This window comes from Flavobacterium sp. (assembly GCF_044368625.1).
Classification (GTDB): Bacteria; Bacteroidota; Bacteroidia; order Flavobacteriales; family Flavobacteriaceae; genus Flavobacterium.
In genome coordinates this window covers 1-25,640 of the sequence record NZ_JBIPPD010000019.1, presented here as the reverse complement: position 1 = coordinate 25,640, position 25,640 = coordinate 1, and the positions used below count along the sequence as shown (strand labels likewise).

Genomic DNA, 25,640 nt, shown 5'->3' with positions numbered 1-25,640 from the left:
ACAAGTAGAATTATCAATTAATAACAGACCTATTAGAAAATTCAATTATCTTAGTCCAATTGAAACTCTAAATAATAAGTTTGTTGCACTTATGAATTGAACACAGCAATAATGGATAAAGCATTTTTTCTTTGTATTTTAATGTGGTCGATAGCGACTTTCGCCCAAGATTTGGCTACCAAGCATCGATTAGATTACTACGTTAACGATAAAAAAAGTAAGTTACCTATCGACCTTAAAATAAAATTAATTACAAATAACGACACAATTCTTTTAGAATGTAAAGGAAAAAAATTCAAAATTCCGACATTTACTCAAAAATCGATACTGATAGTTGAGTTTGACAACTCCCAAATTTCCGCAATTATTGATTCTGATCTATTAAACAACAATCTTGAAATAAAACTAGAAAAGTATACTAATTTAAAAAATCTTCCGAAAACGCGTGATGGTAGGGTACAAATCAAATCCAATACTTTTATCGAAATTAAAGATGTAGAAAAAATTGAAAAACTATTGATGTTTTTATTTGTGCAAAAAGACCAATTGATCAACTCCAAGACTTATAAAAAGAAAATTGTTGGCTATACTAAATACATTTATAAATAACCATTCTTCAACCTTTCATACACCTAAATCCTCAAATATCTATAAAAACAAAAAAACCGAGCTATTTCTAACTCGGTTAATTCTATTTTCAAGTCCCTAAAAAATCGGGATAAGCGATTTACACAATATTGATTTTCAAAATTAGTTCGCTGCTTATTTTACTTCCTCGTAATCTACGTCTTGTACATTATCCCCTTCTGGAGCGTTCGCTTGTGGTTGAGCACCACCTTGAGCTTGACCGTTTTCTCCTTGAGCATACATTGCCTCAGTAGCTACTTTCCAAGCTGCATTGATGTTATCCAACGCTTTTTGAATTGCTTCAACATCTTGGTTAGAATGTGCCAATCGCAACTCCGTCAACGACATTTCGATAGAAGTTTTGTGAGCGTCAGTAAGTTTATCACCCAATTCTTTCAATTGACTTTCTGTTTGGAAAATCATCGAATCAGCCTCGTTTAACTTCTCTGCTCTTTCACGAGCTATTTTGTCTGCACCAGCATTCGCTTCGGCATCTTTTTTCATTTGTTCGATTTCTTCCGCTGTCAATCCAGAAGAAGCTTCGATACGAATATCGTGAGATTTTCCAGTTCCTTTGTCAGTTGCAGAGACTTTGATGATACCATTAGCATCAATATCAAAAGTAACTTCAATTTGAGGAACACCTCTTGGTGCTGGTGGAATACCGTCTAAGTGAAAACGACCGATTGTTTTGTTATCAGTAGCCATCGCTCTTTCTCCTTGCAACACGTGAATTTCAACAGATGGTTGAGAATCAGCAGCAGTTGAGAAAACCTGTGATTTTTTAGTTGGAATTGTAGTATTTGACTCAATTAATTTTGTCAATACACCACCCATAGTTTCGATTCCTAAAGATAAAGGTGTAACGTCAAGTAACAATACATCTTTTACATCTCCAGATAAAACTCCACCTTGAATAGCAGCTCCAATTGCTACAACTTCATCAGGGTTTACTCCTTTCGAAGCTTTTTTACCAAAGAATTTCTCCACTTCGTCAGCGATTCTTGGCATACGCGTTGAACCTCCTACAAGAATAACTTCGTCAATATCAGAAACAGTTAAACCTGCATCTTTCAACGCTTTAGCAACTGGTTCCATAGAACGTTTTACTAAAGAATCTGTCAATTGTTCAAATTTAGAACGAGATAATTTCTTTACTAAGTGTTTTGGTCCTGAAGCCGTTGCTGTAACGTATGGCAAGTTGATCTCCGTTTCTGAAGAAGAAGACAATTCAATTTTTGCTTTCTCTGCAGCTTCTTTCAAACGTTGCAATGACATTGGGTCTAAACGCAAATCGATACCTTCTTCAGCCATAAATTCTTTAGCCAACCAGTCGATAATTTCGTGGTCAAAATCGTCTCCACCTAAGTGTGTATCTCCATTTGTAGACAATACCTCAAAAACTCCGTCTCCTAATTCAAGAACAGAAATATCAAATGTACCTCCACCTAAATCGTAAACAGCAATTTTTTGATCAGTACCTTTTTTATCCAATCCATAAGCAAGTGCAGCTGCTGTTGGCTCATTGATGATACGCATTACTTTAAGACCTGCAATTTCGCCCGCTTCTTTCGTAGCCTGACGTTGTGCATCATTAAAATAAGCAGGAACAGTAATAACTGCTTCAGTAACTGTTTGTCCTAAATAGTCCTCTGCTGTTTTTTTCATTTTTTGAAGTGTCATTGCTGACAATTCTTGAGCCGTGTATAAACGACCGTCAATATCCACACGTGGCGTATTGTTGTCTCCTTTTACAATTTTGTAAGAAACTCTTTTTGCTTCATTTGTAGTTTCAGCAAAATTTTGTCCCATAAAACGTTTGATAGAAGCGATTGTTTTGGTAGGATTAGTTACTGCTTGTCTTTTTGCAGGATCCCCCACTTTAATTTCGCCACCTTCAACGAAAGCAATGATTGATGGTGTTGTTCTTTTTCCTTCTGAGTTAGGAATTACAACTGCTTCACTTCCTTCCATTACAGACACACATGAATTCGTAGTTCCTAAGTCAATACCAATTATTTTACCCATTTTATTGTATTTAAATTTTAATTTTTTTTAAACTACTCATCCAAAAGCAATGATTATGCCATTGGAAAAATGTTTATAAATTGTCAGTTCATCTTGTTTTAGCAATGTAAAGTTCTGACAAGTTGGCATTTTAAAACTTGTTTAAGGTACAAAAACAATATTGACTGGCGAACAAATAGGAATCGTTCTAGGCAAAAGTGACAACCGACCCGAAATGATGTCGCGTTTAAAAACAATTATAAAATTCGATTTTTGATTGGCTACCAAAACATAATTTCCAGAAGGATCAATGGCAAAATCCCTTGGCCCAATTCCACCTGATGGATACGTGGCTTTAAAATTCAGCCGACCGTCCGATTGAACCGTGAAAACCGTAATATCGTTTGCCGATCCGCGATTGGTAGCATACAAATAATTTCCATCTGGCGAAAAATGAATTGCTGCAGCGCCAATTTCTCCTTTAAAATCGTCATCTATAACTTGCGTTTCTTCCAGCTTTCGCAAAATGCCGTCGCGGTAATCAAAAACGATAATTCCGCCATCAAGTTCTTGCAGCAGATACGCAAACTTGCCGTTCGGGCTAAAAGTTAAATGTCGGGGTCCTGCACCTCTTTTCACCGTCACACTGTCTTTGATATTGAGAATTTCACGCTCCGAAGATGCATTGTACTTGTAAATGTAGATTTTGTCGGTTCCTAAATCGGTAGCCAAAACATATTTTTTATCGGGTGAAAATTGCAATTGGTGTACGTGCGAAGAAGTCTGACGATTGGGATTTTTGCTTCTACCCGTGTGTCTGATCGTTTGAGCAGCAGCATTTAGAGTTCCTTTTTTAGATTTCTTAAAAACACTAATCGAACCACTTGAATAATGGGCTAACAAAACATTTTGATCATCATTAATAATATGACAAGGATTCACTCCTTCTGCGTTTCGTTTTTCTATAAAATCCAATGAACCGTTTTCTTTACTAAATTTAAAACTCGAAACCGTACTTTCACTACCATTTTCATTGACGGCATACACCATTTTAGAATCAGGAGAAAAAGTCAGAAAACTGGGATTTACAACATTCTCAGTTTGATTATACAACGAAGCGTTTCCGGTTTTTAAATCAAAATCATAAACGTAAATACCGTCGCTTTTACAAGCATTGGTGTACGTTCCCACCAAAAATCTAAGCTGATTTTCCTGAGCGCTGATTAAATTAGAAAATAATGAAAACATTATAACAAAACCTATTTTTTGCATCTTATCTTATTTAATGTATGGAAGTTGAGTTGTTTAAAGGAAATTAAATTATTTTCAGAAATGCCACCGGGCTCATCACTCCTATTTGACTCTTTTTGTAATCTTTCGTGTTTTTGGTAATTATTAAGTCGATAGCACCGTTTAATTCAGCGGTAAAATTTTGCAATGCATCCTCAAAATCCTTAAAATGGGAGTTTAATGCCACCAAAATGGTTGTTTTATCAATTACTAAAACATCGATTATTAACAACAAATTTTTCAATTTATCGAGTACTTTTTCTTGTTTATTTTCCTGACTTAGAATGTAATATACATTACTTATTATTACAGGAGTAACAAATCCAGCTATTTCGTTCTTTTCACACATAGATAAGATCGCGGCTGCATTCTCAGAAAAAGGCTCTCGATCCAGAAAAAAATCCAAGATAACATCGGTATCAATCAAAACGTTTTTCATCGGTTATAGATATTTTTCTGAAAGTTTCTTTTTTAGCTCTTTTTTGTAATCAAAATCAGGCTGAGCCGAAAAGGAACTTTTTAAAGATTTCACTATCGGAGAAAACTCATTTTTTGAAGTAGTTTTCTCCTTAACTAATGATTTTAAATAATTTTCAATAATACTTGACAAGCTACTTTCTTGCAATTTAGCATAACTTTTAGCTTGCCGAATTACCGTTTCGTCGATTGTTAATGTCAATTTTGTACTCATTGCTCTTTAATTTTCACAAATATAAAAATAAATTATTACACGTGCTAAAATTTTTAATAAACACGTATACAGATAGTTTTGACACATCATTATACCTCACTAAAATCCCCTCATTTTGAATTTAAGCCTAAACTACAAACGAACTTTTTCTCTTTTTATGATTTTAAAATAATTTTACAAGGCGACAAAATAAAAAGTAGTATTTTTGACCAACTAAATGAAATTGATTTTCTGAACAAAACCTTTTGGCGTAAACTAAATTAGAATGCAGTTCAAACACCCCGAAATTCTTTACTTTCTCTTCTTGTTGCTGATTCCAATTTTGGTTCATTTGTTCCAATTGCGACGGTTCAAAAAAGAATATTTCACTAATGTTCAGTTTTTAAAAGAATTAACGCTTCAAACCCGAAAAAGTTCTAAAATTAAAAAGTGGCTTTTGTTAGCAACACGACTTTTGATTTTAACGGCTTTGATTTTTGCTTTTGCACAACCATTTTGGGAAGCCAAAGATGCCAAAGCAATTACCAACGAAACGTATATTGTTGTAGACAATTCTTTTAGTATGCAGGCCAAAGGTCAAAACGGAACGCTGTTAAAACGTGCTATGGAAGACTTACAACAACATCTTCCAGAGAATCAAAAATTTTCGTTGATAACAGCTAGCGAAAATTTTTGGGACACAGATGTCAAATCGATTCAAAAAGAAATGCAACGATTGTCGTACAGTGCCGCTCCGTTTTCGCTGAATCAAGTGCTTTCCCAAATCAAATCCAAAAAATCGCCTTTCCAAAAAGACGTCATTATCATTTCGGACTTTATCAATGCCGATACGAAATCTCTGGAAAAAATCAACAAAGAGTTCAACACATTTATTGTTCCTGTAAATGCAGAACAAAAAAACAACACATCAATTGACAGCGTTTTTATCAAAGAAACTACCGATAAATTTTACGAAATCGGTTTTCAATTGACGCATTACGGCACTGAAAATGTTGAAATTCCACTTGGTATTTATAATGAAAATAAACTTATTGCAAAATCGATCGTGAAATTTGACTCCGATAAAAAAGAAGTGTTTTTTACGATTCCCAAGCAAGCGTTTAACGGTTATGCATCCATTACAGATGAAGGTTTGGACTACGACAACGAACTTTATTTCAGTATATCTGAACCCAAAAAAATCAATGTTTTGAGTATTGGTGCGATGCAAAAAAGCAATTTTTTATCCAAAATTTATAATGCTTCGGAATTTAACTACATTAATATCGAACTCGATGCGTTGAATTACAACCAAATCGAAAAGCAGGACGTAATTGTATTGAACGAGTTGCCGCAAATACCGCAAGCTTTGCAAACCACGTTAAGCGAATTTGCAAAAAAAGACGGAAACATCATCTTTATTCCTTCGAATGAAAGCAAGGCAAACGAGCTGAATACTTGGTTGAGAAATTTTGGAATTACTTTTACAGCTAATGAAAAGAGCAAAAAAATGATTACCAAAATTGCCTTTTCACATCCGCTTTTCAAAAATGTTTTCGAAAAAAATGTAACCAACTTTCAATTTCCGAGTGTGAACCAGCATTTTCAAATTAATTCGACTGCCGCTCCCGTTTTACGTTATGAAGATGAAACATCATTTCTTACTGCACTTGGAAAAGTGTACGTATTTTCAGCGGCTATAAATAAAGAGAATAGTAATTTTCAAAATTCGCCCTTAATCGTGCCCACTTTTTATAATATGGCACAAAACAGCAGTCGAAGTGGCATTATTACATTGCAAATTGGTGCTGAAAATCCGCTTGCCGTTGAAGCCGATCTTCGGAAAGATGAAATTTTGAAAGTAAAGCAAAGCACATCAACCGAACCAATCGATTTTGTACCTTCTCAACAAATAATGAATACGAGGGTACAATTGACGTTTGATAATTCGCCCGAAAAAGCAGGGAATTACGGAATTTTTCAAAACGAAAAGTTGATTCAAAACATCAGTTTTAATTACCCTCGAACCGAAAGTAATTTGAATGATGCTGTTGCCGATTTAGTTGATTTCGAGTCGGCCAATTCAATTGAAGCTATTGTGGATTCGTTACAAACCAACCGAACCAACAACGAAATTTGGAAATGGTTTGTACTTTTAACCTTACTTTTTTTAATCACGGAATTGTTTATTCAAAAATTTGTCAAATGAATGTAATCCTACGAAATGCGAAAATTATGGATGCAAAAAGTGTTTTTCACAATCAAATAATGGATGTGGAAATTGCCAACGGTATCGTAAAAAATATTGGATCAAATCTGGAACAAAAATCTGATTTTCAAGTTGTAATACTCGACGATTTGCACATTTCGCCAGGATGGTTTGACACCAGTGTTTGTTTTGGAGAACCTGGTTTTGAAGACCGAGAAACCATTGCAAATGGACTGCAAACCGCAGCAAAAAGTGGTTTTACGGGTGTGGCATTGCAACCCAATACTACACCTGTCATTGACAACCAATCGCAAATTCATTTTGTAAAGTCAAAAGCACACGATTTTGCAACCGAACTTTTTCCCATTGGAGCGTTAACCAAAAACAGCGAAGGAAAAGATCTCGCCGAATTATTCGATATGAAAAATGCTGGAGCTGTTGGTTTTGGCGATTATAATAAAAATACCGACAATGCTAATTTGTTAAAAATAGCTTTGCAATATGCTTATGATTTTGATGGTTTGGTTATTGCTTTTTCGCAAGAACCAAACATCAAAGGTTCGGGAGTAGTTAACGAAGGAATTGTTTCGACCCGATTGGGTTTAAAAGGAATTCCGGCACTTGCTGAGGAAATTCAAATTGCTAAAAATTTATTTATTTTAGAATATACGGGAGGAAAATTACACATCCCAACCGTTACTACAGCAAAATCTGTACAATTAATACGAGAGGCAAAAGCCAAAGGTTTACAAGTATCTTGTAGTGTTGCCGTACATCATTTGGTTTTGAGTGACGAAAAATTAGAAACTTTTGACACTCGATTTAAAGTATCGCCGCCCTTGCGAAATGAACGCGATCGTACCGCAATTATTCAAGCGGTAAAAGAAGACATCATCGACGTTATCACATCTGATCACAACCCGATTGACATAGAACACAAAAAAATGGAATTTGACTTAGCAAAAAACGGAACTATTGGTTTGGAAACCGCTTTTGGAGCTTTATTGAATGTACTTCCTTTGGAAATTGTTGTTGACAAACTTACTTCAGGACGGTTCTTATTTCTAAATGCAGAAAATACAATTGAAGTTGGACAACCTGCAAATATCAGCTTATTTTCTCCAAAAGGCAGTCGGATTTTTTCAAAAGAGCACATTTTATCCAAATCGAAAAACTCCGCATTTTTGGGAACTGAAATCAAAGGAAAAGTGTACGGAATTTACAACAATAACAAATTAGTTTTAGCATAAATTATGGATATGATTCAAGAAGGAAAAAAAGCAGCAACAATAAGTTACATTACAATTATCGGTACGATCATCGCTGCTACAATAAACAGTGATTTAAAAAATTCGTTTGCCGCATTTCACATTCGTCAAGCCTTAGGTATTTTCGTAACCTTTTTTGCTTTTGGATACATCATTGGTTATTTCAACAGCTGGATGATTACCTCAGCATTTTGGGTTTTTATTTTTATACTATGGTTGTATGGATTTTTAGGTGCATTGGAAGGCAAAATGAGAGTTGTACCTATTGTTGGACCCCTATATCAAAAATTATTTAAAGGAATAAATTAAGCATGAACTTATCATTAAAATACCTCATTCGAGAACCAAAATTAAAAGCCGACAAAAATCCATTAATCCTTTTATTACATGGCTACGGCAGTAACGAACAAGATTTGTTTTCTTTTGCAAGCGAACTACCCGACGAATATTATGTAGTTTCGGCAAGAGCTCCTTATGATTTGCAATACGGAAGCTATGCTTGGTATGCCATCAATTTTGATTCAGATGAGAACAAATTTTCTGACAACAATCAAGCCATGCAATCACGGGATTTAATTGCACATTTTTTATCAGAATTAGTTGAAAATTATCCGATTGATTCAAAGCAAATCGCTTTATTGGGATTTAGTCAAGGAACAATTTTGAGTTATGCGGTGGCACTTTGCTATCCTGAAAAAGTCCAACGAGTCGTAGCTCTAAGCGGTTATTTAAACGAAGCTATTATTGCAGAAAATTACAGAAACAACGATTTTTCAGCCTTACAAATGTTTATTTCACACGGATCAAGCGATCAAGTAGTTCCTTTGAATTGGGCTCGAAAAGCTCCCGGAATTTTGGAAGGCTTAGGAATACAAACGGTTTATAAAGAATATCCAGTAGGACACGGAGTAGCACCACAAAATTTTGTCGATTTAAAACATTGGTTAGAAAAAACAGCATTATTCTAAAATTATCAATAATGCAAATTTGGGCGTCTTGCCTGTCCCAATTGCTTTCGTGAGGGCTGTACAATACATTCTTTTTGTCTAAAAAAGAGAAAAAAGGATTTTCACTACCAACTCTTACGCAAAATGCGGCAAACAAGAAATGAAGTTCAAAAAAAAAGTTCCTAACTGGAACTTTTTTTTAACGTTTTGGATAAAGAACCGTTTCGGCCACTTCAAAAGAAACCGTTTTGTCGGCATTTATAAAATACTTGACTATTACTTCTCCCCAAATCGAACCGTCGTTAAAATCAGCAATAATCCAACGGTGATTTAATACTTTTACCTTATTAATAATAAATTTTCGCTCGGAAAGCTGTTCAAAACCGGTGTACGGATTTCCTTCTGGTTTATCGTTATAAGACATCAACGCATCTTTGACAAAAGGAATCAATTTCGTGAAGTCTAAAACTTCTCCAGTTTGCTGATTTTCAAAATAATCTTGTGCATTTTGATTGGTTTCTAATGAAAAATAATTGGCGTCAAACAAATTATTGTTTGCTATATCCAACGAATCCCGCAAAACTTTTTCTATTTTTTCGGAACGTTCATTTTCAGATTTTTGATTTTTTGTAAAAAAAGCGTACGTAAACACATTAAATAAAAGCGCTAAAATAAACAGGTATAACAAAATCGATTTTTTCATAAAAATATTATATAGTAATTTGTAAATTATCGTAGGCCAAAAACACATGCTCTGGAAGTTCCTCTTGAACCGTTTTATGCAGTCCAAAATTATGACTTATGTGTGTAAAATAGGTTTTTTCGGGTTGTACTTTTTCAATAAATTCCAAGGCTTCTTGTAAGTTAAAATGTGTTGGATGGGGTTCTTTTCGCAGTACATTGATTACCAAAACTTTAACACCTCTAATTTTATCAATTTCAGCATCTTCAATGGTTTTAACATCAGTCAAATACGCAAAATCCCCAATACGGTACCCAAATACTTGAAGACCACCATGGCAAGCATTTACAGGAATTATTTTTTGATTGTTGATGTAAAATGGTTGGTCTTTATCAACAGATATTGGTAAAACTGACGGAGCTCCAGGATACTTATTTTCAGTTGTAAAAATGTAGTCAAATCGAACGGCTAAATTTGCCAAAACCCTAGGATGAGCATATAATGGAATGTCACCTTGCTTGAAATAGAAAGGTCTAATATCGTCCAAACCTGCCGTATGATCGGCATGCTCGTGTGTAAAAAGCAGTGCATCCATACGATTGCATCCGGATTGCAACATTTGATAACGAAAATCAGGACCACAATCGATTACAATAGAAAAATTTTCGTCATGAACCCAAACAGCCACCCGAAGCCTCTTATCCCTTGAATCAGCACTTTTGCAAACGGCATCTGTGCATCCTATTACAGGAATGCCTTGAGAAGTTCCAGTACCTAAAAAATAAATATTCAAAAGTCATAATTTTACACAAAAATAAGCTAAAATTGGTTCATTACCGCCCTATTTTGTTAACTTTGTATCTACTAAATGCAACTTAATTTCATGGAAACGGAAATCATATTAAAAGGCGATCGTGTTATTGAACAGATCCCTTCTATAAAGGACAAAGCACTTCGCATCAATTTAAATGAAAACATTTATGGCACCTTTGCCGAAATTGGTGCTGGTCAAGAGACCGTTAGACATTTCTTTAGAACAGGTGGTTCTTCTGGAACAATTGCCAAAGCAATGTCGGCTTACGATAAAGATTTTAGCGATTCCATCTACGGAATTGAAGAGGACGGTCGTTATGTGACGGAAAGCCGTTTGAAAAAAATGCTTTCGCACGAAGTAAATCTGATGGAGGCCCGATTGACAAGGGAAAAACACCCCCACAAAATGTTTTTTAGTTACGCAAATACAGTAGCAACCATTGATTTTGCAAAACAATTTAAAGGACACGGCTGGGTGGGTATTCGTTACCAGTTAGATCCTACGCAAGCATACAACGAAATCATTATTCACATTCGATTTAAAGAAACCGATGCCCGATTGCAACAAGAAACATTGGGAGTCTTAGGAGTTAACTTGATATATGGAGCGTATTATAAGTACAACGATCCTAAAAAACTACTTCGCTATTTATACGACCATTTAGACAAAGATCAACTGGAAATTGACACCATCAATTTCTCGGGTCCCTTGTTTGCCGAAGTCGATAATCGTTTGATGAGTTTGCAATTGGTAAAAAATGGAATGACCGATGCAGTGATGTTTAATCCAGATGGTAATAATATTTTACCCGCTTCCATTTTATACAAAAAAAATATTCTCGCATTAAGAGGTAGTTTTCGTCCAGTAACCAAAGTAAACATCGATATGTATGAAAAATCATATAAAATGTTTGTGGAAGAAAACAAAGTAGACGAAAAAAACACCTTAGTGATTTTCGAAATTACCCTATCAAATCTGCGTTCTGAAGGTGAGATTGACGAACGCGATTTTATGGATCGTGCAGAACTGCTATGTTCGTTAGGTCACACGGTTATGATTTCTAATTTCCAAGAATATTACAAAGTCGTAGAATATTTTTCAAATTATACCAAAGCACGAATGGGATTGGCAATGGGAGTTAATAATTTGGTCGACATTTTCGACGAAAAATATTACCGTCATTTAAGTGGTGGAATTTTGGAGGCTTTCGGAAAATTATTCTACCGCGACCTTAAAGTATTCTTGTATCCAATGGTAGATGAAAACGGAATTTTTATCAATTCTGAAAACCTAAAAGTACATCCAAGAATGAAAGAACTGTACAAGTTTTTTAAATTCAATGGAAAAGTGATTGATATTGATGAAGTGGACGATAAAAATCTACAAATTTTCTCTCGTGAAGTTTTAAAGATGATCAGTAAAGGTCGACCAGGTTGGGAAACAATGTTGCCTGTAGGTATCGCAGAAATCATTAAGGAACACCACCTTTTTGGCTACGATGGCGAAATTAAAATGCTTGAGAAAACAAATTAAATTACTTCGAAAAAACACAAAACTACCCAAATCAGCTGTTGATTTGGGTAGTTTTTTTTTTGAAATTTAAACCAATTGTTTGATGTTATTGGCATCAATACTTTCGTGTGAGGCATTGTAAATAGCCACACCATTTTTCAACACAATCATTTGAGGCGATTGATGTATTACATTAAACCGCGATGCAATTTCATTAGAAATCAATCGGTATTCAATCAAGTCTAAAAAATACAACTCGACGTCATCACTTCCTATAAAAGTATTCTCAAATTGTTTCAACACATACCGACTCACGCTGCATCTGGTGCTGTGCTTAAACAATACAACCCATTTTTCTTTAGAAATTGCTTCTGCCGCATCCAAATCCTCCATCGTTTCCAAGTAATTCCACTGCAATTTCGGACCCGACTGGTTATCACTTCTACCAAATATTCCATTAAATAAACCCATTTTGTCATTTTTTATGTCAATTTGTCAGTTTTTTTAATAAAATCGACAGCGTTTTGGCTGTTATTTTACTATGGACTGTAAATTGAGATTCGATTATCAAAGTTAGAACATTTACATTTAAATATAAGAAACACGATATGAACATTAACAATTTTACCATCAAATCGCAAGAAGCTGTTCAAAAAGCGCAAATGCTGACGCAAATGAACGGACAACAACAAATTGAAAATGAGCACATTTTGAAAGCAATTTTTGAAGTGGACGAAAATGTAGCGCCTTATCTACTCAAAAAACTGAATGTTAACGTCGATTTATTCAAACAAATACTGGATAAATTGATTGAATCGCATCCAAAAGTTTCAGGAGGAACTCTTACGCTTTCGAGAGAAACAAACGCAACGTTGAATGAAGCAGAAATTATCGCCAAAAAAGGCAACGATGAATATGTTTCCATTGAGCATTTGATTTTAGCGATTTTCAACTCCAAAAGCAAAGTGGCTCAAGTACTAAAAGACCAAGGCGTAACTAAAAAAGGTCTAGAAAGCGCTATTGAAGAACTTCGAAAAGGAGAAAGAGTAACGTCTCAATCTGCCGAAGAAACATATAATTCGCTAAACAAATATGCCAAAAATCTAAACGAATTAGCTCGAAATGGAAAACTAGATCCAGTTATTGGTCGTGACGAAGAAATTCGAAGAGTTTTGCAAATATTGACACGACGAACTAAAAACAATCCAATGCTCGTGGGCGAGCCGGGCGTTGGAAAAACTGCGATTGCAGAGGGATTGGCACATCGAATCGTGGACGGTGATGTTCCTGATAATTTGAAAGAAAAAATTATTTTTTCCTTAGATATGGGAGCTTTGATTGCTGGAGCCAAATACAAAGGTGAATTTGAAGAACGCTTGAAATCGGTGGTTAAAGAAGTTACCTCAGCCGATGGCGACATCGTTTTATTCATTGATGAAATTCATACACTTGTTGGTGCTGGTGGTGGTGATGGCGCGATGGATGCTGCAAACATTCTGAAACCTGCACTGGCAAGAGGCGAATTACGAGCTATTGGTGCGACAACTTTGGATGAATATCAAAAATATTTTGAAAAAGACAAAGCGTTGGAACGTCGTTTTCAGAAAGTTATGGTCGACGAGCCCGATACAGAAAGTGCGATTTCAATTTTGCGTGGAATTAAAGAAAAATACGAAACGCACCATAAAGTACGAATCAAAGATGATGCGATTATTGCAGCTGTAGAGCTTTCGCAACGCTACATTACCAACCGATTTCTACCAGACAAAGCGATTGATTTGATGGACGAGGCGGCTTCAAAACTGCGAATGGAAATCAATTCTAAACCAGAAGAATTGGATGTTTTGGACCGAAAAATCATGCAATTGGAAATTGAAATTGAAGCCATTAAACGGGAAAAAGATGAAAATAAACTCAAAGGGTTGCACTTGGATTTGGCCAATTTGAAAGAAGATCGAAACGAAATTTTTACCAAATGGAAAACCGAAAAAGAAGTTGTAGACAACATTCAAACCATAAAAACCGAAATTGAAAATCTCAAATTTGAAGCCGAGAAAGCAGAACGCGACGGAGATTACGGAAAAGTTGCTGAAATTCGTTACGGAAAAATGAAAGAAACGCAACAAAAACTGGATGATTTACAAAAAGATTTGGCACAAAATCAGAACGAGCATTCGTTAATTAAAGAAGAAGTCACTCGCGAAGACATTGCCGAAGTTGTTGCCAAATGGACGGGAATTCCTGTTATGAAAATGCTGCAAGGCGAACGGGAAAAACTGTTGAATTTAGAAAATGAGTTGCACTTGAGAGTCGTAGGTCAAGAGGAGGCAATTGTTGCAGTTTCTGATGCTGTAAGGAGAAGCCGGGCCGGATTACAAGACATGAAAAAGCCGGTTGGAACCTTTTTATTTCTAGGAACCACAGGGGTTGGTAAAACCGAATTAGCGAAAGCATTAGCCGAATATTTGTTTGATGATGAAAATGCAATGACCCGAATTGACATGAGTGAATACCAAGAACGCCACAGTGTGAGTCGATTGGTAGGAGCGCCTCCTGGATATGTGGGTTACGACGAGGGCGGACAATTGACCGAAGCCGTTCGGAGAAAACCCTACTCCGTGATTCTATTAGATGAAATAGAAAAAGCACATCCCGATACTTTTAATATTTTATTGCAAGTTTTAGACGAAGGTCGATTGACGGACAATAAAGGTCGTTTGGCAGATTTCAAAAATTCGATTATCATTATGACTTCGAATATGGGAAGTGCAATTATTCAAGAGAAATTTGAAAAGGAAAACCTTAAAAAAGGAATTGAATATGCAATTGAAGAAGCAAAATTAGCCGTCTTGTCTTTATTGAAACAAACCGTTAGACCCGAATTTATAAATAGAATTGACGAAATTGTAATGTTTACTCCGCTTTCGCAAAACAATATTCAGAAAATTGTTGGTTTACAACTCAAATCAGTTAGTAAAATGTTGGCTTTGCAAGGAATTACGTTTGACGCTACTCCGGAAGCCGTTGCTTATTTATCCGAGAAAGGTTTTGATGCTGAATTTGGTGCACGTCCGGTTAAGAGAGTCATTCAAAGAGATGTGTTAAATCCGCTATCGAAAGAAATTTTGAGCAATACAATTTCGACCGAAAGTATTATTTTGCTAGATGCTTTTGATGGAAAATTGGTTTTCCGAAACCAGTAATTACCCTAATTTAAATAAAAAATGCGTCTCAAAATTTAGTTTTTGAGACGCATTTATTTTAACTAAAAAATAGAACTTTACATTCTAATCGTAAAAACATCCATTGGATTGCGGACTTTTTTCATCGTGGATAACCAATCTCTTTCTTTATCGCTGTATCCAACGTAAAGTAGGCAAACACTTTTGAGTCCTTTTTGCTCTAACTCCAAAACTTTATCTACAAGTTTATTATCAAAACCTTCGGCTGGAGTAGTGTCAATTTTGAGTTCAGCAGCTTGTGCTAATGCCATTCCTAAACCAATATAGGATTGTCTGGCGGCATGCATAAAGTGTTCTTCTTTGGGCTGCTTTGCATACATTTCTTTAATTTTATCGGTGTAAGAATCAAAGCGACCTTTAGGCAAATCACGTTCTTCTGTGGTTCTATCATAAATAGCATCAATTCGTTCGGGCGTATATTCATCCCAAGCAGCAAAAACCAAAACGCAAGACGCTTCCATCATACATTCAGGATTTAATGCTCCGGGAACTAATTTTTCACGTACCTCTTTGTTTTCCACAACGATAATTCTAAATTGCTGTAAACCAGAAGAAGTTGGCGCCAAACGTGCAGCTTCTAAAATTTTATTCACATTTTCTTCGCTTACTTTTCTTTCTGGATCGTAGGCTTTTGTGGCATGACGCCAATTCAAATTTTCTATTAAACTCATATTTTCATTTTTAAAGGATCCTCTTTTATTCTAATTATAATATGTAATAGTACGAATATAAAAACAAGGTCTATTTTAAAATTTTGATAAATTTGAAGAAATAAAATAACTTGCCTAAAAATTAGGAGGTAACTTAAATTGAAAACGAGATGCCTTTACGAGAAGAGCGTGTATATTTGTTCTTCCACAACATTATCAAAATTTACAGTAAATGTGCGCCACTTCAATTCATTTTCTCTTTTGTTTGACCAAAAGTTGTAACGGTTCCAAAATAAAAAAATTTCTTTTTTATCTTCTTCTGTGTACTATTTCAAACACATTTTCCCAAGTAAAACTTGTTTCTTGGAATGTAGAAAATTTAGGACAGTCAAAGTCGAGTTCGGAAATTACATTTATGGCAAAAACCCTTAAAAATTTTGATGTTGTTGCCATTCAAGAAGTCGTTGCAGGTAGTGGTGGCGCAAAAGCTGTAGCTCAATTAGCAGATGAATTAAGTCGGTTGGGCTCCAAATGGGATTACGTCACAAGTGACCCGACGTCCAGTAGCGCATACAAGACAGAACGTTATGCTTTTTTATGGAAAACTGCTGTAGTAAAGAAAATGGGCAAGGCTTGGCTCGAACAAAAATTCACTTTAGAAATAGACCGAGAACCTTTTTATTGCACTTTTGATTATCAAGGAAAACAATTTACACTAGTAAATTTTCACGCCATCACAAAAAATCGTCAACCCGAAACAGAAATAAAATACTTTAAATTTCTTCCTGATTTATATCCAAATCTGAACCTGATTTTTGTAGGCGATTTCAATTGTCCGCAATCCCATTCGGTTTTCAATCCATTAAAAAAAATGGGTTATGTTCCTTTATTGATTGGTCAAAAAACGACTTTAAAAAAGCAAGAAAAACACGGCGAATACTTACATTCTGAATTTGACAATATGTTTTATTCGCCGAAAGTAACTCAAATGAACAGTGGCGTTATTTTGTTCTATGAAAGTTTTAAAACTTTGGCGGAAGCCCGATTAGTATCCGATCACATTCCAATTTGGATGCAGTTTTCATTGCGCTAACATTATGATTGTTCAGGTAAATCGCCGCTGAAAGCACTTGCCAATTCTTTCACTAAACGACATTTATCGCCACAATTCTGGTTTTTCTATTTTTACAGAAAGTTTGGTTATAACGTAATCCTAATGGACAACATACGTTACAAGTGCGAATACAAGTTTAAAAGTAAGATTAATAGTACTGTAATAAATACCATTTTAATGAGTCAAAGTCGATAAAAAAAAGGTATTGCAAAACTTCAAAAAAGTCGTGCTTCTTAAATAAATCTTCTTTTTTACAGACTTTTTATTAAAATAACTTCCAAAAAAAAGGATTTGTAAAAATTACAAATCCCCTTTCAATCAACCAAAATCAAACCTTATTTTTTAAATTTTTGGAGTGACCACTGCAATGGTAACTTTAGCTTTACCGCCGTTTTCCTCTGTCCTGTATCAATCTTTACCATACCGAATTTGGTGCACGTCCTGTTAAGAGAGTCATTCAAAGAGATGTGTTAAATACGTTATCGAAAGAAATTTTGAGCAATACAATTTCAACAAACAGCAATTATTTTAATAATTGCGTTTGACGGACAGTTGGTTTTTAGAAATCAGTAATTTTTTTGAAAAATAAAAGTAGTGAAATTACTAGTGCCTCTTGAAAGTTCAAACTTTTGAGTGGCATTTTTTTTTGTGTATTTATAATTGATTAATGGTATACAATGCCTCAAAAGTTAAATTCAATTTGGGTTGGTTTCCTTATCTTTGTTGCGAATTCTAATCCCTTTAGAATGGGTTTCGATAAAATGAAAAACAGCGCATATTTTACTGTGAAATTAATCTGCAATTGTGCAGCAGTTTTTCTATTTCTATTATTTTCAAGTTGCACTTCAACAGAAACGAAACTTCCTTATCTTGGAAATCCAGTCGTAAAGGAATCTGAAACCATTCTTCCGAAGATTGCCGAATTTAAATTTACCAATCAAGATCACGCAACAATAACCAATAAGACTTTTGAAAATAAAATTTATGTTGCCGATTTCATTTTCCTTTCTTGTCCTACGATTTGCCCGAAAATGACTTCGGAAATGAAATCAGTTTATGAAATGTACAAGGGCAATTCAAAAGTTGCATTTCTTTCCCACACTATTGATCCTGAAAATGATACTATAGAAAAACTAAAGTTGTATGCACAAAGTATGAACTTGAATTCCAACTGGCATTTCGTTACCGGAAATAAGAAAGACATTCTTGAAATTGCAGAAAAAAGTTATTTTACAACGGCTTACAGCGATGCCAATGAACCAGGAGGATTTGTTCACGGTGGTGGATTCGTATTGGTAGATGATAAAGGTCACATTCGCGGCGTTTATGATGGAACCAATTCAACCGAAACCAAGCGATTGATTGCTGATATCAAAATTTTACTAAAAGAATTAAAAGCCTAAATGAAAAAACTGCTGATTCATATTATGCTTCTTATTTTTATATTCCAAAGTACTTGTAACTTCTGGATTATCATTTCGTTTTATGTCAACCGAGATTATATTGCCCAAAGCATTTGTATCAACCGATTTGATCAAATTCCCGTTTGTAAAGGACAATGTTTCTTAAATGAAAAGTTACAGGAAAATCAAAAACAAGAACAAAAACTTCCTGATTTAAAAGGAAAAGAAATACAATTGTTTTGCGAAATGGCTGCTTACAACTACTCAAAAATACCCGCTTTTTTTGAAGAATTTCCGATACCTGCAATTGCACCTGATTTTACATTAATCAAAACACTTTCCACTTCCATTTTCCATCCTCCACGATGGGCTTAATTATTTTTAGAATACTCTAAAATTTAATTAATCAAATTCCATATGCATCCAAAAGTAAAGGTTTGCACACTGGATCAATTTGACACGAATTTTCAGCAATTTTTGATTTGTAACCTTGATGATTTTCAAGCTACTTTTCAAGAACTGCATATGCCGCACAAGAATGATTTTTACACCATTCTATTTGTGGATGATGCTATTGGCGTTGTCCAGATAGACAATGCTACATTTCATCTTGAGCAAAAGAAAATTATTGTCATTGAGCCTGGAAGTGTCAACACCATCGACTTCAAAAAGAACGCTTCGGGTAAAGTAATTTGCTTTTCAGAACTGTTTTTTTCCCTACGGTACAACAACAATATTCTGCATCATTTTGGCTTTTTGGAAACAGAAAACCGAGTGATTTCGGAAATGCCTGAATGGCAAACTGAAAAATTTGAAAGCTTATTGAAACTGATTCATCAAGAATATTTATTGCATTCAGAAGAAGGTTTAAACGTTCTTCGATCGTACATCAATATCATTCTTTTTGAACTGGAACGATTATTTTCTCAAGTAACTGCTGGAATGAAAACAGCCCTTAAATCAGATAAAATTTATCAATATAAAAAGTTGATTGAAGTACACTATTCAAAACACAAATTACCTTCTTATTATGCTGGTAAATTAAACATTACTACCAATCATCTTAATAAATTATGCAAAGAAGAAACGGGTAAAACCGCAGGTGATTTTATTCGAAAACACATACTTCTCGAATCGCAAAGACAGCTTCGGTATACCACGCTTTCCATCAATGAAATTGCCGACGAATTGGGTTTTGAAAGTCCTTCCTATTTTATCACTTTCTTTAAAAAACAGGTTGGCAATACCCCTGAAATTTTCCGAAAGGAAAACTAAAATTGCTAAATAAATTTAAATAATAAATCATACTAATAAAAATGAAAACAAATTTTAAAAAAACCGCTTTATTACTAGCTTTTACGGGATTACTAACTTCTTGCAGTAGCGACGACAGTACAACTACCCAAAACATTGACGGCACTTTTGGAGACGTCGAACTATTTTTTGACAATGGAGTGAACGGCGACGCCTTGGTTTTGGGAAGTTCGTATACCAACTCTAATGGCGAAACATTGACCATCAACCGTTTTAATTATATCATCAGTAATATCGTTTTGGTAAAAGAAGATGGCACCGAATTTACTTATCCAAAGAACGAAAGCTATTTTCTTATTAGTGAAGAAACGGAAACGTTTACAGTCAATTTAGAAAATGTTCCTGCAGGAGATTATAAACAGATAAAATTTGGAATTGGGGTAGATCAGCAACGCTATCTGGAAGGCGAAACAGCCCAGCAAGAATTTTGGAACCTTGCTTCTGCCAACAATATGGTGTGGACTTGGAGCACGGGGTATCGTTTTATCAACTTTGAAGGCACTTTCACTACATCAAATAATCAAGCACCATTAAACTTTAAAATACACCAAGGAAGTAATTCGGCAACTGATAATTACAGACAAGTAACTTTGAACTTACCCTCAACTGCTAGAGTGAGAACGAACGAAATGCCTAACATTCATTTAGTTGCTGATGCCAACGCCATTGCCGATGGAACCAACAAAATCATCCTTCAAAACAACTTAAATACTGCGGGAACAAATGCCAGTATTATGGGTGGCGAAAACTTGATTAAAATTGCTACAAATACAATGAATATGTTTAAGGTAGACCACGTTCATAATGGATCCGGAAACCATCATTAATGGGTCATAAAAAAATGAAATAATTTAAAACCGTTAAGAAATTAAAAAACATCAAGCCCTATGAAACTTAATATCTTAACGGTTTAAAAACACTCAATTTAAAAAATATGACTTTATTTTTTCAAAGAATTAAACACATTGTTTGGTTTTATCCGCTTTTGATACTGACTTCTTGCAGCAATGACGACCAGTACACCAGCATTCCTGAAAACAGTACTTATGCGTTTGAAATCCCTTCCAACTTTCCTAGTTTGAAACAAGATATATCAAACAATTATCCCACCAAATATGGCGTTGAATTGGGTAGAAAGTTGTTTTATGACGCACGATTATCAAAAGACAACACGATTTCTTGTGCATTTTGCCACGAACAATCGTCGGCTTTTACGCATCACGGACACGATTTCAGTCACGGAATTAACAACCTGTTAGGCACACGGAATGCCCCATCGATACAGAATATGGCTTTTCAAAGCGAATATTTCTACGACGGCGCTTCTAATAGTATTGAAATGTTGTCGATAGTTCCAATTCACAACCCCGTGGAAATGGATGAAACGCTACCTGGAATTGCCGAAAAGCTGAAGCAAGATTCGGAGTATTTACAATTATTTGGAAAAGCGTTTAAAAACAAGCAAATCAGTTCGGCTAATATTTTAAAAGCTTTAGCGCAATTTATGACCATTATGATTTCAGCCGATTCGAAATACGACAAATACGTTCGAAATGAAACGGGAGGAACTTTAAATAGTCAAGAACTCGTAGGTTTGAACTTGTTTCAAAACAATTGTGCTTCGTGTCACGCGACTGATATTTTCACAGATAATTCGTTCCGGAATAATGGCTTGCTACCCAATCCAAATTTGAATGATTTGGGTCGAGAAATCGTAACGGGTTTCTCAAATGACCGTTACAAATTCAAAGTTCCGAGTTTACGCAATGTAGCTTTGACGGCACCTTACATGCACGACGGTCGTTTTGGTTCGTTACAATCGGTCTTGAATTTTTATTCCAATAACGTTCAAAACACCCAAAATTTAGACCCGCTGCTTCAAAAGCATCCAACTTTAGGAATTCCGCTAAATCAGATTGAAAAGGAAGCCATTATTGCTTTCCTAAAAACCTTAACCGATCAAAAATTCATTACCAATCCTGAATTTTATCATAAAACTTAATTTAAAATGAAAAAGATACTAGCTGTAATGCTTCTAATTTTGGTTCAAAATGCTTTTGCAAATGAACCAAAACCCGCTCCGAATCCGTTTTTCAAAATAAATTCGTTTGCTTTTTTTGACGATTGTGATGCTTGTGGATGTTCAGCAAATGGTGGAAGTATGGGGTTTAGCTCGATGTTGAACCAGAATTTTGTAGGAATTCGCTATTTCCATCAAAGCTATAAAAGTCGGGATGGTGTTTTTAATAATTCGCCTTGGATTGACGAAAATTTCAATACGGCTCAAATTTGGGCACGAATACCGATTTCTAAAAAAATTGAGATTACCGCACTTGTTCCCTATCATTTTCATAGAAGAATCAAAACCGATGACACCCAAAATATCGACGGAATGGGCGACATTACCGTGATGGCGTTTTATAGTCTATTAGAATCTAAAATTGACAGCTCGGCAACATTTGGACACCGAATTCTCGTAGGTGGTGGCGTGAAAGCTCCGACCGGAAAGTATGATAGTGCCAACAACGGAAGCATCAATCCCAGTTTTCAGGTGGGAACCGGCAGCTGGGACTATTCTATTGCTTCAGAATACATCATTCGTAGAAAAAAATTAGGATTGAACACAACACTCAATTATATTTTCAAGACCAAAAACGATCAGAATTACAAATTTGGCGACCAGTTCAATTACGCAAGCACATTATTTTATACAACTGAAATTCGAAAGCTATCGGTTGTTCCGCAAATTGGAATAGCAGGCGAAACATATACCGCAAACCAAGACCATAACGAAGATGTACCTTTGACGCAAGGCGATATTTTCTTTGGAAAAGTTGGACTTGAAATAGGATTCAAGAAATTTTCAACGGGAATTAATGCCATGCTTCCCATCAATCAGCATCTTACAGGAGGAAGAGTTGAAGCCAATTACCGGTTGGCAGTTCACTTAAATTACACCTTGTAATTTTATGAATTCGAAAATAATCTTCTTTAAAAATTTTAGTATTTTAAGTAAAAAAAAAGGACTTGCAGTTACTGCAAGTCCCTTCTTCAATCAACCAAAATCAAACCTTATTTTTAAGCTTTTGGAGTGACAACTGCATCAATAACATGGATTACACCATTTGATTGATTGACATCTGCAATTGTTACTTTAGCTTTATTGCCATTTTCATCTGTAATATACAAATCAGCACCCATCATCCAAGCGGTTAATTTTCCGCCTTGTACCGTGGTTAAGACTGCTTTTCCATTTCCTTTTTCAATTGCTTTTGAAATAGCTGAAGCATTCATCTTTCCAGCAACCACGTGATAGGTTAAAATAGCTTGTAACGTTGCTTTATTCTCTGGTTTTACCAATGTTTCCACTGTTCCTTTAGGCAATTTGTCAAACGCAGCATTTGTTGGTGCAAAAACGGTAAATGGCCCTTTACTTTGTAATGTTTCCACTAATTCTGCAGCTTGAACGGCTGCAACAAGCGTGGTGTGGTCTTTTGACTTTACAGCATTTTCTACAATGTTTTTTGAAGGATACATCGGTGCTCCACCTACTGTAACTGTTTTTTCTTTTTGAGCGTACATACTCACTCCGAATGTAAATGCAAGTGTAAAAATAGTGGCATTTAATAAATTTTTCTTTTTCATAGCAATTCTATTTTAAATGTTTATACTGTAATTTACGGAAATAAATAAATTGTGGTTTTACCTGGAGAGAAAAAAAAATCAAAAAAACAAATAAAAAAGGCCCCACATTTCTGTGAAGCCTTAATTCTATTGAAAAAAATTTGCGAATTAATTTCCGCCTTTTTCCATTTTAGCTTTCAATTCAGCCAAAATATCGTTGTTATCACCTAAAGTTGAAGCAGCGTTATTGTTGTTGTTTGAAGAACTGTTGTTGTTATTTTCAGCGTTTGATTTCACATTTTTCTCTTCTTCCTCACGGAAAATTGCAGTATGTGAAGCCACTACTCTTTTAAATTCTTTATTGAATTCGATAACTTTGAAATCAACGGTATCACCTTTTTTCAATTTTTTACCGTCTTCTTTTTCTAAGTGACGAGTTGGAATAAAAGCAACAACATCATCACCGAAATCTACAGTAGCACCTTTGTCAACAATTTCAGAGATTTCACCGTTGTGGATAGTTCCTACAGCAAAAGCTTCTTCATGTTTGTCCCAAGGATTAGCAGTAGTTTGTTTATGACCTAAAGATAATTTACGTCCATCAACATCCAATTCTAACACAACTACATCCAATTTCTCACCTACGTTTACAAATTCAGATGGGTGTTTGATTTTCTTAGTCCAAGAAAGGTCAGAAATGTAGATTAAACCATCAATTCCTTCTTCTAATTCTACGAAAATACCAAAGTTTGTAAAGTTTCTAACAATACCTGAATGTTTAGAACCTACAGGGTATTTAGAAGTAATATCAGTCCAAGGATCTTGCGATAATTGTTTGATACCTAATGACATTTTACGGTCATCTCTATCTAAAGTTAAGATAACTGCATCCACTTCATCACCTACTTTTACGAAATCTTGAGCAGAACGTAAATGAGTTGACCATGACATTTCAGAAACGTGGATCAAACCTTCAACACCTTCAGCAACTTCAATAAATGCACCGTAATCAGCGATAACAACTACTTTACCTTTTACTTTATCACCAACAGCAAGGTTAGCATCTAAAGCATCCCATGGGTGAGCGTTTAATTGTTTCAATCCTAATTGAATTCTTGTTTTCTCGTCATCGAAGTCAAGGATTACAACGTTCAATTTTTGGTCTAATTCAAGAACTTCACTTGGGTGGTTGATTCTTGACCAAGAAAGATCCGTAATGTGAATCAATCCATCAACACCACCTAAATCAATAAACACACCATAAGAAGTAATGTTTTTAACAACACCTTCTAATACTTGTCCTTTTTCTAATTGACCGATGATTTCTTTTTTCTGTACTTCAATATCCGCTTCGATAAGCGCTTTGTGAGATACAACAACGTTTTTAAATTCGTGGTTGATTTTCACAACTTTAAATTCCATTGTTTTGTTTACGTAAACGTCGTAATCTCTAATTGGTTTCACATCAATTTGAGAACCTGGTAAAAACGCTTCAATTCCGAAAACGTCCACGATCATACCACCTTTAGTTCTGCATTTCACAAAACCATTAACGATTTCTCCTGTTTCGTTTGCAGAGATAACTCTATCCCAAGCCTTAATCGTACGTGCTTTTCTGTGAGAAAGAACCAATTGACCTGTTTTATCCTCACGGATGTCAATTAATACTTCTACTTTGTCACCTACTTTTAAGTTTGGGTTGTAACGGAATTCGTTCAAAGAAATTACGCCTTCCGATTTAGCGTTGATGTCAACGATTGCATCTCGGTCTGTAATTCTTACAACTACTCCTTCTACTACTTCTTCTTGATCTGTTGCAATAAAAGTTTTTGCAACTAAATCTTCAAATTCTTGTAAGTTTTTTTCATCAACTAAATCAATTCCTTCTTCGAAATTGTGCCAGTTAAAATTAGATAAAAACTCTTCTTGTGATTTGTTAATTTCAGACATTTGTTCTGATTAAAAATTTGTATTCTGTATTTCTTGCGTTTCGTAATGCGAAAAGAAAAAACAGAAGTTGTTTTACTTAAATATTTGATACCTAATAGAAACGCTAATCGCCAAAAGGTGTGCAAAAGTAAAACTTATATTTTGAATTACAAAATATTATGCCCCACGTTTTTAAGATTATAATTAGGATTTCATTGCTATCCGAAAGTTTTGACGATTTTAGAAATAAGCATTGTAACTGCCTATAAACAGGTCAATATTTCAACTTTATGCTGAAAATAAGTCAGAACTGAATTCTAATTGCGGTTGAGATCTTA

General features: G+C 35.0%; 24 protein-coding genes and 1 pseudogene. 15 read left to right on the top strand and 10 right to left on the bottom strand.

What is annotated here, in order from left to right; all coding sequences use genetic code 11:
- The first annotated feature begins 111 nt into the window (after nucleotides 1-111).
- Nucleotides 112-609, top strand: a complete 498-nt coding sequence (locus tag ACIQ2X_RS02895) for a hypothetical protein (protein ID WP_396177378.1) — start codon at nucleotides 112-114, stop codon at nucleotides 607-609.
- 153 nt (nucleotides 610-762) lie between these two features.
- Here the strand turns inward: ACIQ2X_RS02895 and dnaK are convergent, their stop codons facing one another.
- The 4 genes from dnaK to ACIQ2X_RS02875 form a co-directional block, all read right to left on the bottom strand.
- Nucleotides 763-2,655 carry a molecular chaperone DnaK gene (gene dnaK, locus ACIQ2X_RS02890; protein WP_396177377.1) on the bottom strand — a complete coding sequence of 631 codons (1,893 nt, stop codon included), beginning with the start codon at nucleotides 2,653-2,655 and terminating at the stop codon, nucleotides 763-765.
- Between the two features lie 141 nt (nucleotides 2,656-2,796).
- A complete protein-coding gene (locus tag ACIQ2X_RS02885; RefSeq protein ID WP_396177376.1) occupies nucleotides 2,797-3,906 on the bottom strand; it encodes a lactonase family protein in 1,110 nt (369 codons plus the stop codon).
- A gap of 43 nt (nucleotides 3,907-3,949) precedes the next feature.
- Nucleotides 3,950-4,363 (bottom strand): PIN domain-containing protein, encoded by a 414-nt coding sequence (locus tag ACIQ2X_RS02880; protein ID WP_396177375.1) that lies wholly within the window; start codon nucleotides 4,361-4,363, stop codon nucleotides 3,950-3,952.
- A 3-nt stretch (nucleotides 4,364-4,366) separates the two neighbouring features.
- Nucleotides 4,367-4,615, bottom strand: a complete 249-nt coding sequence (locus tag ACIQ2X_RS02875) for a DUF6364 family protein (RefSeq protein ID WP_396177374.1) — start codon at nucleotides 4,613-4,615, stop codon at nucleotides 4,367-4,369.
- Between the two features lie 265 nt (nucleotides 4,616-4,880).
- Here ACIQ2X_RS02875 and ACIQ2X_RS02870 point away from each other — a divergent pair, with 265 nt between their 5' ends.
- The 4 genes from ACIQ2X_RS02870 to ACIQ2X_RS02855 are packed head-to-tail and all read left to right on the top strand — an operon-like array spanning nucleotide 4,881 to nucleotide 9,039.
- Entirely contained in the window at nucleotides 4,881-6,803 is a 1,923-nt protein-coding gene (locus ACIQ2X_RS02870; RefSeq protein WP_396177373.1) for a BatA and WFA domain-containing protein, read from the top strand.
- Nucleotides 6,800-8,053: a dihydroorotase family protein gene (locus ACIQ2X_RS02865; protein ID WP_396177372.1), complete on the top strand. Its 1,254-nt coding sequence runs from the start codon at nucleotides 6,800-6,802 to the stop codon at nucleotides 8,051-8,053. Before ACIQ2X_RS02870 ends, ACIQ2X_RS02865 begins: the two co-directional genes overlap by 4 nt.
- A 3-nt stretch (nucleotides 8,054-8,056) precedes the next feature.
- Nucleotides 8,057-8,380, top strand: coding sequence for a hypothetical protein (locus tag ACIQ2X_RS02860; protein WP_396177371.1), 324 nt, complete (start codon nucleotides 8,057-8,059; stop codon nucleotides 8,378-8,380).
- Nucleotides 8,381-8,382: 2 nt separating this feature from the next.
- Entirely contained in the window at nucleotides 8,383-9,039 is a 657-nt protein-coding gene (locus ACIQ2X_RS02855) for an alpha/beta hydrolase (protein ID WP_396177370.1), read from the top strand.
- A 178-nt stretch (nucleotides 9,040-9,217) separates the two neighbouring features.
- Here ACIQ2X_RS02855 and ACIQ2X_RS02850 read toward each other — a convergent pair whose 3' ends face one another.
- Together ACIQ2X_RS02850 and ACIQ2X_RS02845 are read right to left on the bottom strand one after the other, a co-directional pair.
- Nucleotides 9,218-9,721 (bottom strand): hypothetical protein, encoded by a 504-nt coding sequence (locus ACIQ2X_RS02850; RefSeq protein ID WP_396177369.1) that lies wholly within the window; start codon nucleotides 9,719-9,721, stop codon nucleotides 9,218-9,220.
- A 7-nt stretch (nucleotides 9,722-9,728) separates the two neighbouring features.
- A complete protein-coding gene (locus tag ACIQ2X_RS02845) occupies nucleotides 9,729-10,493 on the bottom strand; it encodes an MBL fold metallo-hydrolase (protein ID WP_396177368.1) in 765 nt (254 codons plus the stop codon).
- Nucleotides 10,494-10,583: 90 nt separating this feature from the next.
- On the opposite strand from ACIQ2X_RS02845, the gene ACIQ2X_RS02840 reads away from it, so the two are divergent.
- Nucleotides 10,584-12,047, top strand: coding sequence for a TonB-dependent receptor (locus ACIQ2X_RS02840; protein WP_396177367.1), 1,464 nt, complete (start codon nucleotides 10,584-10,586; stop codon nucleotides 12,045-12,047).
- A gap of 66 nt (nucleotides 12,048-12,113) precedes the next feature.
- On the opposite strand, the gene ytxJ is transcribed toward ACIQ2X_RS02840, so the two are convergent.
- On the bottom strand, nucleotides 12,114-12,497 hold the full coding sequence (gene ytxJ, locus ACIQ2X_RS02835) for a bacillithiol system redox-active protein YtxJ (RefSeq protein ID WP_396177366.1): 384 nt from the start codon (nucleotides 12,495-12,497) through the stop codon (nucleotides 12,114-12,116).
- Nucleotides 12,498-12,634: 137 nt separating this feature from the next.
- Here ytxJ and clpB point away from each other — a divergent pair, with 137 nt between their 5' ends.
- A complete protein-coding gene (clpB, locus tag ACIQ2X_RS02830) occupies nucleotides 12,635-15,229 on the top strand; it encodes an ATP-dependent chaperone ClpB (RefSeq protein ID WP_396177365.1) in 2,595 nt (864 codons plus the stop codon).
- Between the two features lie 77 nt (nucleotides 15,230-15,306).
- Here clpB and ACIQ2X_RS02825 read toward each other — a convergent pair whose 3' ends face one another.
- Nucleotides 15,307-15,939 (bottom strand): nitroreductase family protein, encoded by a 633-nt coding sequence (locus ACIQ2X_RS02825; protein WP_396177364.1) that lies wholly within the window; start codon nucleotides 15,937-15,939, stop codon nucleotides 15,307-15,309.
- Nucleotides 15,940-16,150: 211 nt separating this feature from the next.
- Here ACIQ2X_RS02825 and ACIQ2X_RS02820 point away from each other — a divergent pair, with 211 nt between their 5' ends.
- The 8 genes and pseudogenes from ACIQ2X_RS02820 (at nucleotide 16,151) to ACIQ2X_RS02785 (ending at nucleotide 22,714) form a co-directional block, all read left to right on the top strand.
- The gene (locus ACIQ2X_RS02820; RefSeq protein ID WP_396177363.1) at nucleotides 16,151-17,011 is read left to right on the top strand and encodes an endonuclease/exonuclease/phosphatase family protein; all 861 of its coding nucleotides are present in this window, start codon (nucleotides 16,151-16,153) and stop codon (nucleotides 17,009-17,011) included.
- A 437-nt stretch (nucleotides 17,012-17,448) separates the two neighbouring features.
- A pseudogene (locus ACIQ2X_RS02815) lies at nucleotides 17,449-17,605 on the top strand (hypothetical protein); the annotation flags it as partial.
- Between the two features lie 188 nt (nucleotides 17,606-17,793).
- Nucleotides 17,794-18,435, top strand: coding sequence for an SCO family protein (locus ACIQ2X_RS02810; protein WP_396177362.1), 642 nt, complete (start codon nucleotides 17,794-17,796; stop codon nucleotides 18,433-18,435).
- Nucleotides 18,436-18,810 (top strand): hypothetical protein, encoded by a 375-nt coding sequence (locus tag ACIQ2X_RS02805; protein WP_396177361.1) that lies wholly within the window; start codon nucleotides 18,436-18,438, stop codon nucleotides 18,808-18,810. It abuts the gene before it with no gap.
- Between the two features lie 42 nt (nucleotides 18,811-18,852).
- Nucleotides 18,853-19,710: an AraC family transcriptional regulator gene (locus tag ACIQ2X_RS02800; protein WP_396177360.1), complete on the top strand. Its 858-nt coding sequence runs from the start codon at nucleotides 18,853-18,855 to the stop codon at nucleotides 19,708-19,710.
- A 41-nt stretch (nucleotides 19,711-19,751) separates the two neighbouring features.
- Nucleotides 19,752-20,576 carry an MbnP family protein gene (locus ACIQ2X_RS02795; protein ID WP_396177359.1) on the top strand — a complete coding sequence of 275 codons (825 nt, stop codon included), beginning with the start codon at nucleotides 19,752-19,754 and terminating at the stop codon, nucleotides 20,574-20,576.
- Nucleotides 20,577-20,683: 107 nt separating this feature from the next.
- Nucleotides 20,684-21,751: a cytochrome-c peroxidase gene (locus tag ACIQ2X_RS02790; protein ID WP_396177358.1), complete on the top strand. Its 1,068-nt coding sequence runs from the start codon at nucleotides 20,684-20,686 to the stop codon at nucleotides 21,749-21,751.
- A 6-nt stretch (nucleotides 21,752-21,757) separates the two neighbouring features.
- Entirely contained in the window at nucleotides 21,758-22,714 is a 957-nt protein-coding gene (locus tag ACIQ2X_RS02785; RefSeq protein ID WP_396177357.1) for a transporter, read from the top strand.
- A 113-nt stretch (nucleotides 22,715-22,827) separates the two neighbouring features.
- Here ACIQ2X_RS02785 and ACIQ2X_RS02780 read toward each other — a convergent pair whose 3' ends face one another.
- Nucleotides 22,828-23,394 carry a fasciclin domain-containing protein gene (locus ACIQ2X_RS02780; RefSeq protein WP_396177356.1) on the bottom strand — a complete coding sequence of 189 codons (567 nt, stop codon included), beginning with the start codon at nucleotides 23,392-23,394 and terminating at the stop codon, nucleotides 22,828-22,830.
- Between the two features lie 147 nt (nucleotides 23,395-23,541).
- On the bottom strand, nucleotides 23,542-25,323 hold the full coding sequence (rpsA, locus tag ACIQ2X_RS02775; protein ID WP_396177355.1) for a 30S ribosomal protein S1: 1,782 nt from the start codon (nucleotides 25,321-25,323) through the stop codon (nucleotides 23,542-23,544).
- Nucleotides 25,324-25,640: the final 317 nt, after the last annotated feature.

What these genes read in the sequence shown, in the direction of transcription:
- ACIQ2X_RS02805 (WP_396177361.1), top strand. Translation starts at nt 18,436, where the DNA reads ATGAAAAAACTGCTGATTCATATTATGCTTCTTATTTTTATATTCCAA.
- ACIQ2X_RS02850 (WP_396177369.1), bottom strand. Translation starts at nt 9,721, where the DNA reads ATGAAAAAATCGATTTTGTTATACCTGTTTATTTTAGCGCTTTTATTT.
- ACIQ2X_RS02820 (WP_396177363.1), top strand. Translation starts at nt 16,151, where the DNA reads ATGTGCGCCACTTCAATTCATTTTCTCTTTTGTTTGACCAAAAGTTGT.
- ytxJ (WP_396177366.1), bottom strand. Translation starts at nt 12,497, where the DNA reads ATGGGTTTATTTAATGGAATATTTGGTAGAAGTGATAACCAGTCGGGT.
- ACIQ2X_RS02825 (WP_396177364.1), bottom strand. Translation starts at nt 15,939, where the DNA reads ATGAGTTTAATAGAAAATTTGAATTGGCGTCATGCCACAAAAGCCTAC.
- ACIQ2X_RS02880 (WP_396177375.1), bottom strand. Translation starts at nt 4,363, where the DNA reads ATGAAAAACGTTTTGATTGATACCGATGTTATCTTGGATTTTTTTCTG.
- dnaK (WP_396177377.1), bottom strand. Translation starts at nt 2,655, where the DNA reads ATGGGTAAAATAATTGGTATTGACTTAGGAACTACGAATTCATGTGTG.
- ACIQ2X_RS02780 (WP_396177356.1), bottom strand. Translation starts at nt 23,394, where the DNA reads ATGAAAAAGAAAAATTTATTAAATGCCACTATTTTTACACTTGCATTT.
- ACIQ2X_RS02800 (WP_396177360.1), top strand. Translation starts at nt 18,853, where the DNA reads ATGCATCCAAAAGTAAAGGTTTGCACACTGGATCAATTTGACACGAAT.
- ACIQ2X_RS02885 (WP_396177376.1), bottom strand. Translation starts at nt 3,906, where the DNA reads ATGCAAAAAATAGGTTTTGTTATAATGTTTTCATTATTTTCTAATTTA.
- ACIQ2X_RS02785 (WP_396177357.1), top strand. Translation starts at nt 21,758, where the DNA reads ATGAAAAAGATACTAGCTGTAATGCTTCTAATTTTGGTTCAAAATGCT.
- clpB (WP_396177365.1), top strand. Translation starts at nt 12,635, where the DNA reads ATGAACATTAACAATTTTACCATCAAATCGCAAGAAGCTGTTCAAAAA.
- ACIQ2X_RS02860 (WP_396177371.1), top strand. Translation starts at nt 8,057, where the DNA reads ATGGATATGATTCAAGAAGGAAAAAAAGCAGCAACAATAAGTTACATT.
- ACIQ2X_RS02865 (WP_396177372.1), top strand. Translation starts at nt 6,800, where the DNA reads ATGAATGTAATCCTACGAAATGCGAAAATTATGGATGCAAAAAGTGTT.
- ACIQ2X_RS02870 (WP_396177373.1), top strand. Translation starts at nt 4,881, where the DNA reads ATGCAGTTCAAACACCCCGAAATTCTTTACTTTCTCTTCTTGTTGCTG.
- ACIQ2X_RS02840 (WP_396177367.1), top strand. Translation starts at nt 10,584, where the DNA reads ATGGAAACGGAAATCATATTAAAAGGCGATCGTGTTATTGAACAGATC.
- rpsA (WP_396177355.1), bottom strand. Translation starts at nt 25,323, where the DNA reads ATGTCTGAAATTAACAAATCACAAGAAGAGTTTTTATCTAATTTTAAC.
- ACIQ2X_RS02790 (WP_396177358.1), top strand. Translation starts at nt 20,684, where the DNA reads ATGACTTTATTTTTTCAAAGAATTAAACACATTGTTTGGTTTTATCCG.
- ACIQ2X_RS02875 (WP_396177374.1), bottom strand. Translation starts at nt 4,615, where the DNA reads ATGAGTACAAAATTGACATTAACAATCGACGAAACGGTAATTCGGCAA.
- ACIQ2X_RS02895 (WP_396177378.1), top strand. Translation starts at nt 112, where the DNA reads ATGGATAAAGCATTTTTTCTTTGTATTTTAATGTGGTCGATAGCGACT.
- ACIQ2X_RS02810 (WP_396177362.1), top strand. Translation starts at nt 17,794, where the DNA reads ATGAAAAACAGCGCATATTTTACTGTGAAATTAATCTGCAATTGTGCA.
- ACIQ2X_RS02795 (WP_396177359.1), top strand. Translation starts at nt 19,752, where the DNA reads ATGAAAACAAATTTTAAAAAAACCGCTTTATTACTAGCTTTTACGGGA.
- ACIQ2X_RS02855 (WP_396177370.1), top strand. Translation starts at nt 8,383, where the DNA reads ATGAACTTATCATTAAAATACCTCATTCGAGAACCAAAATTAAAAGCC.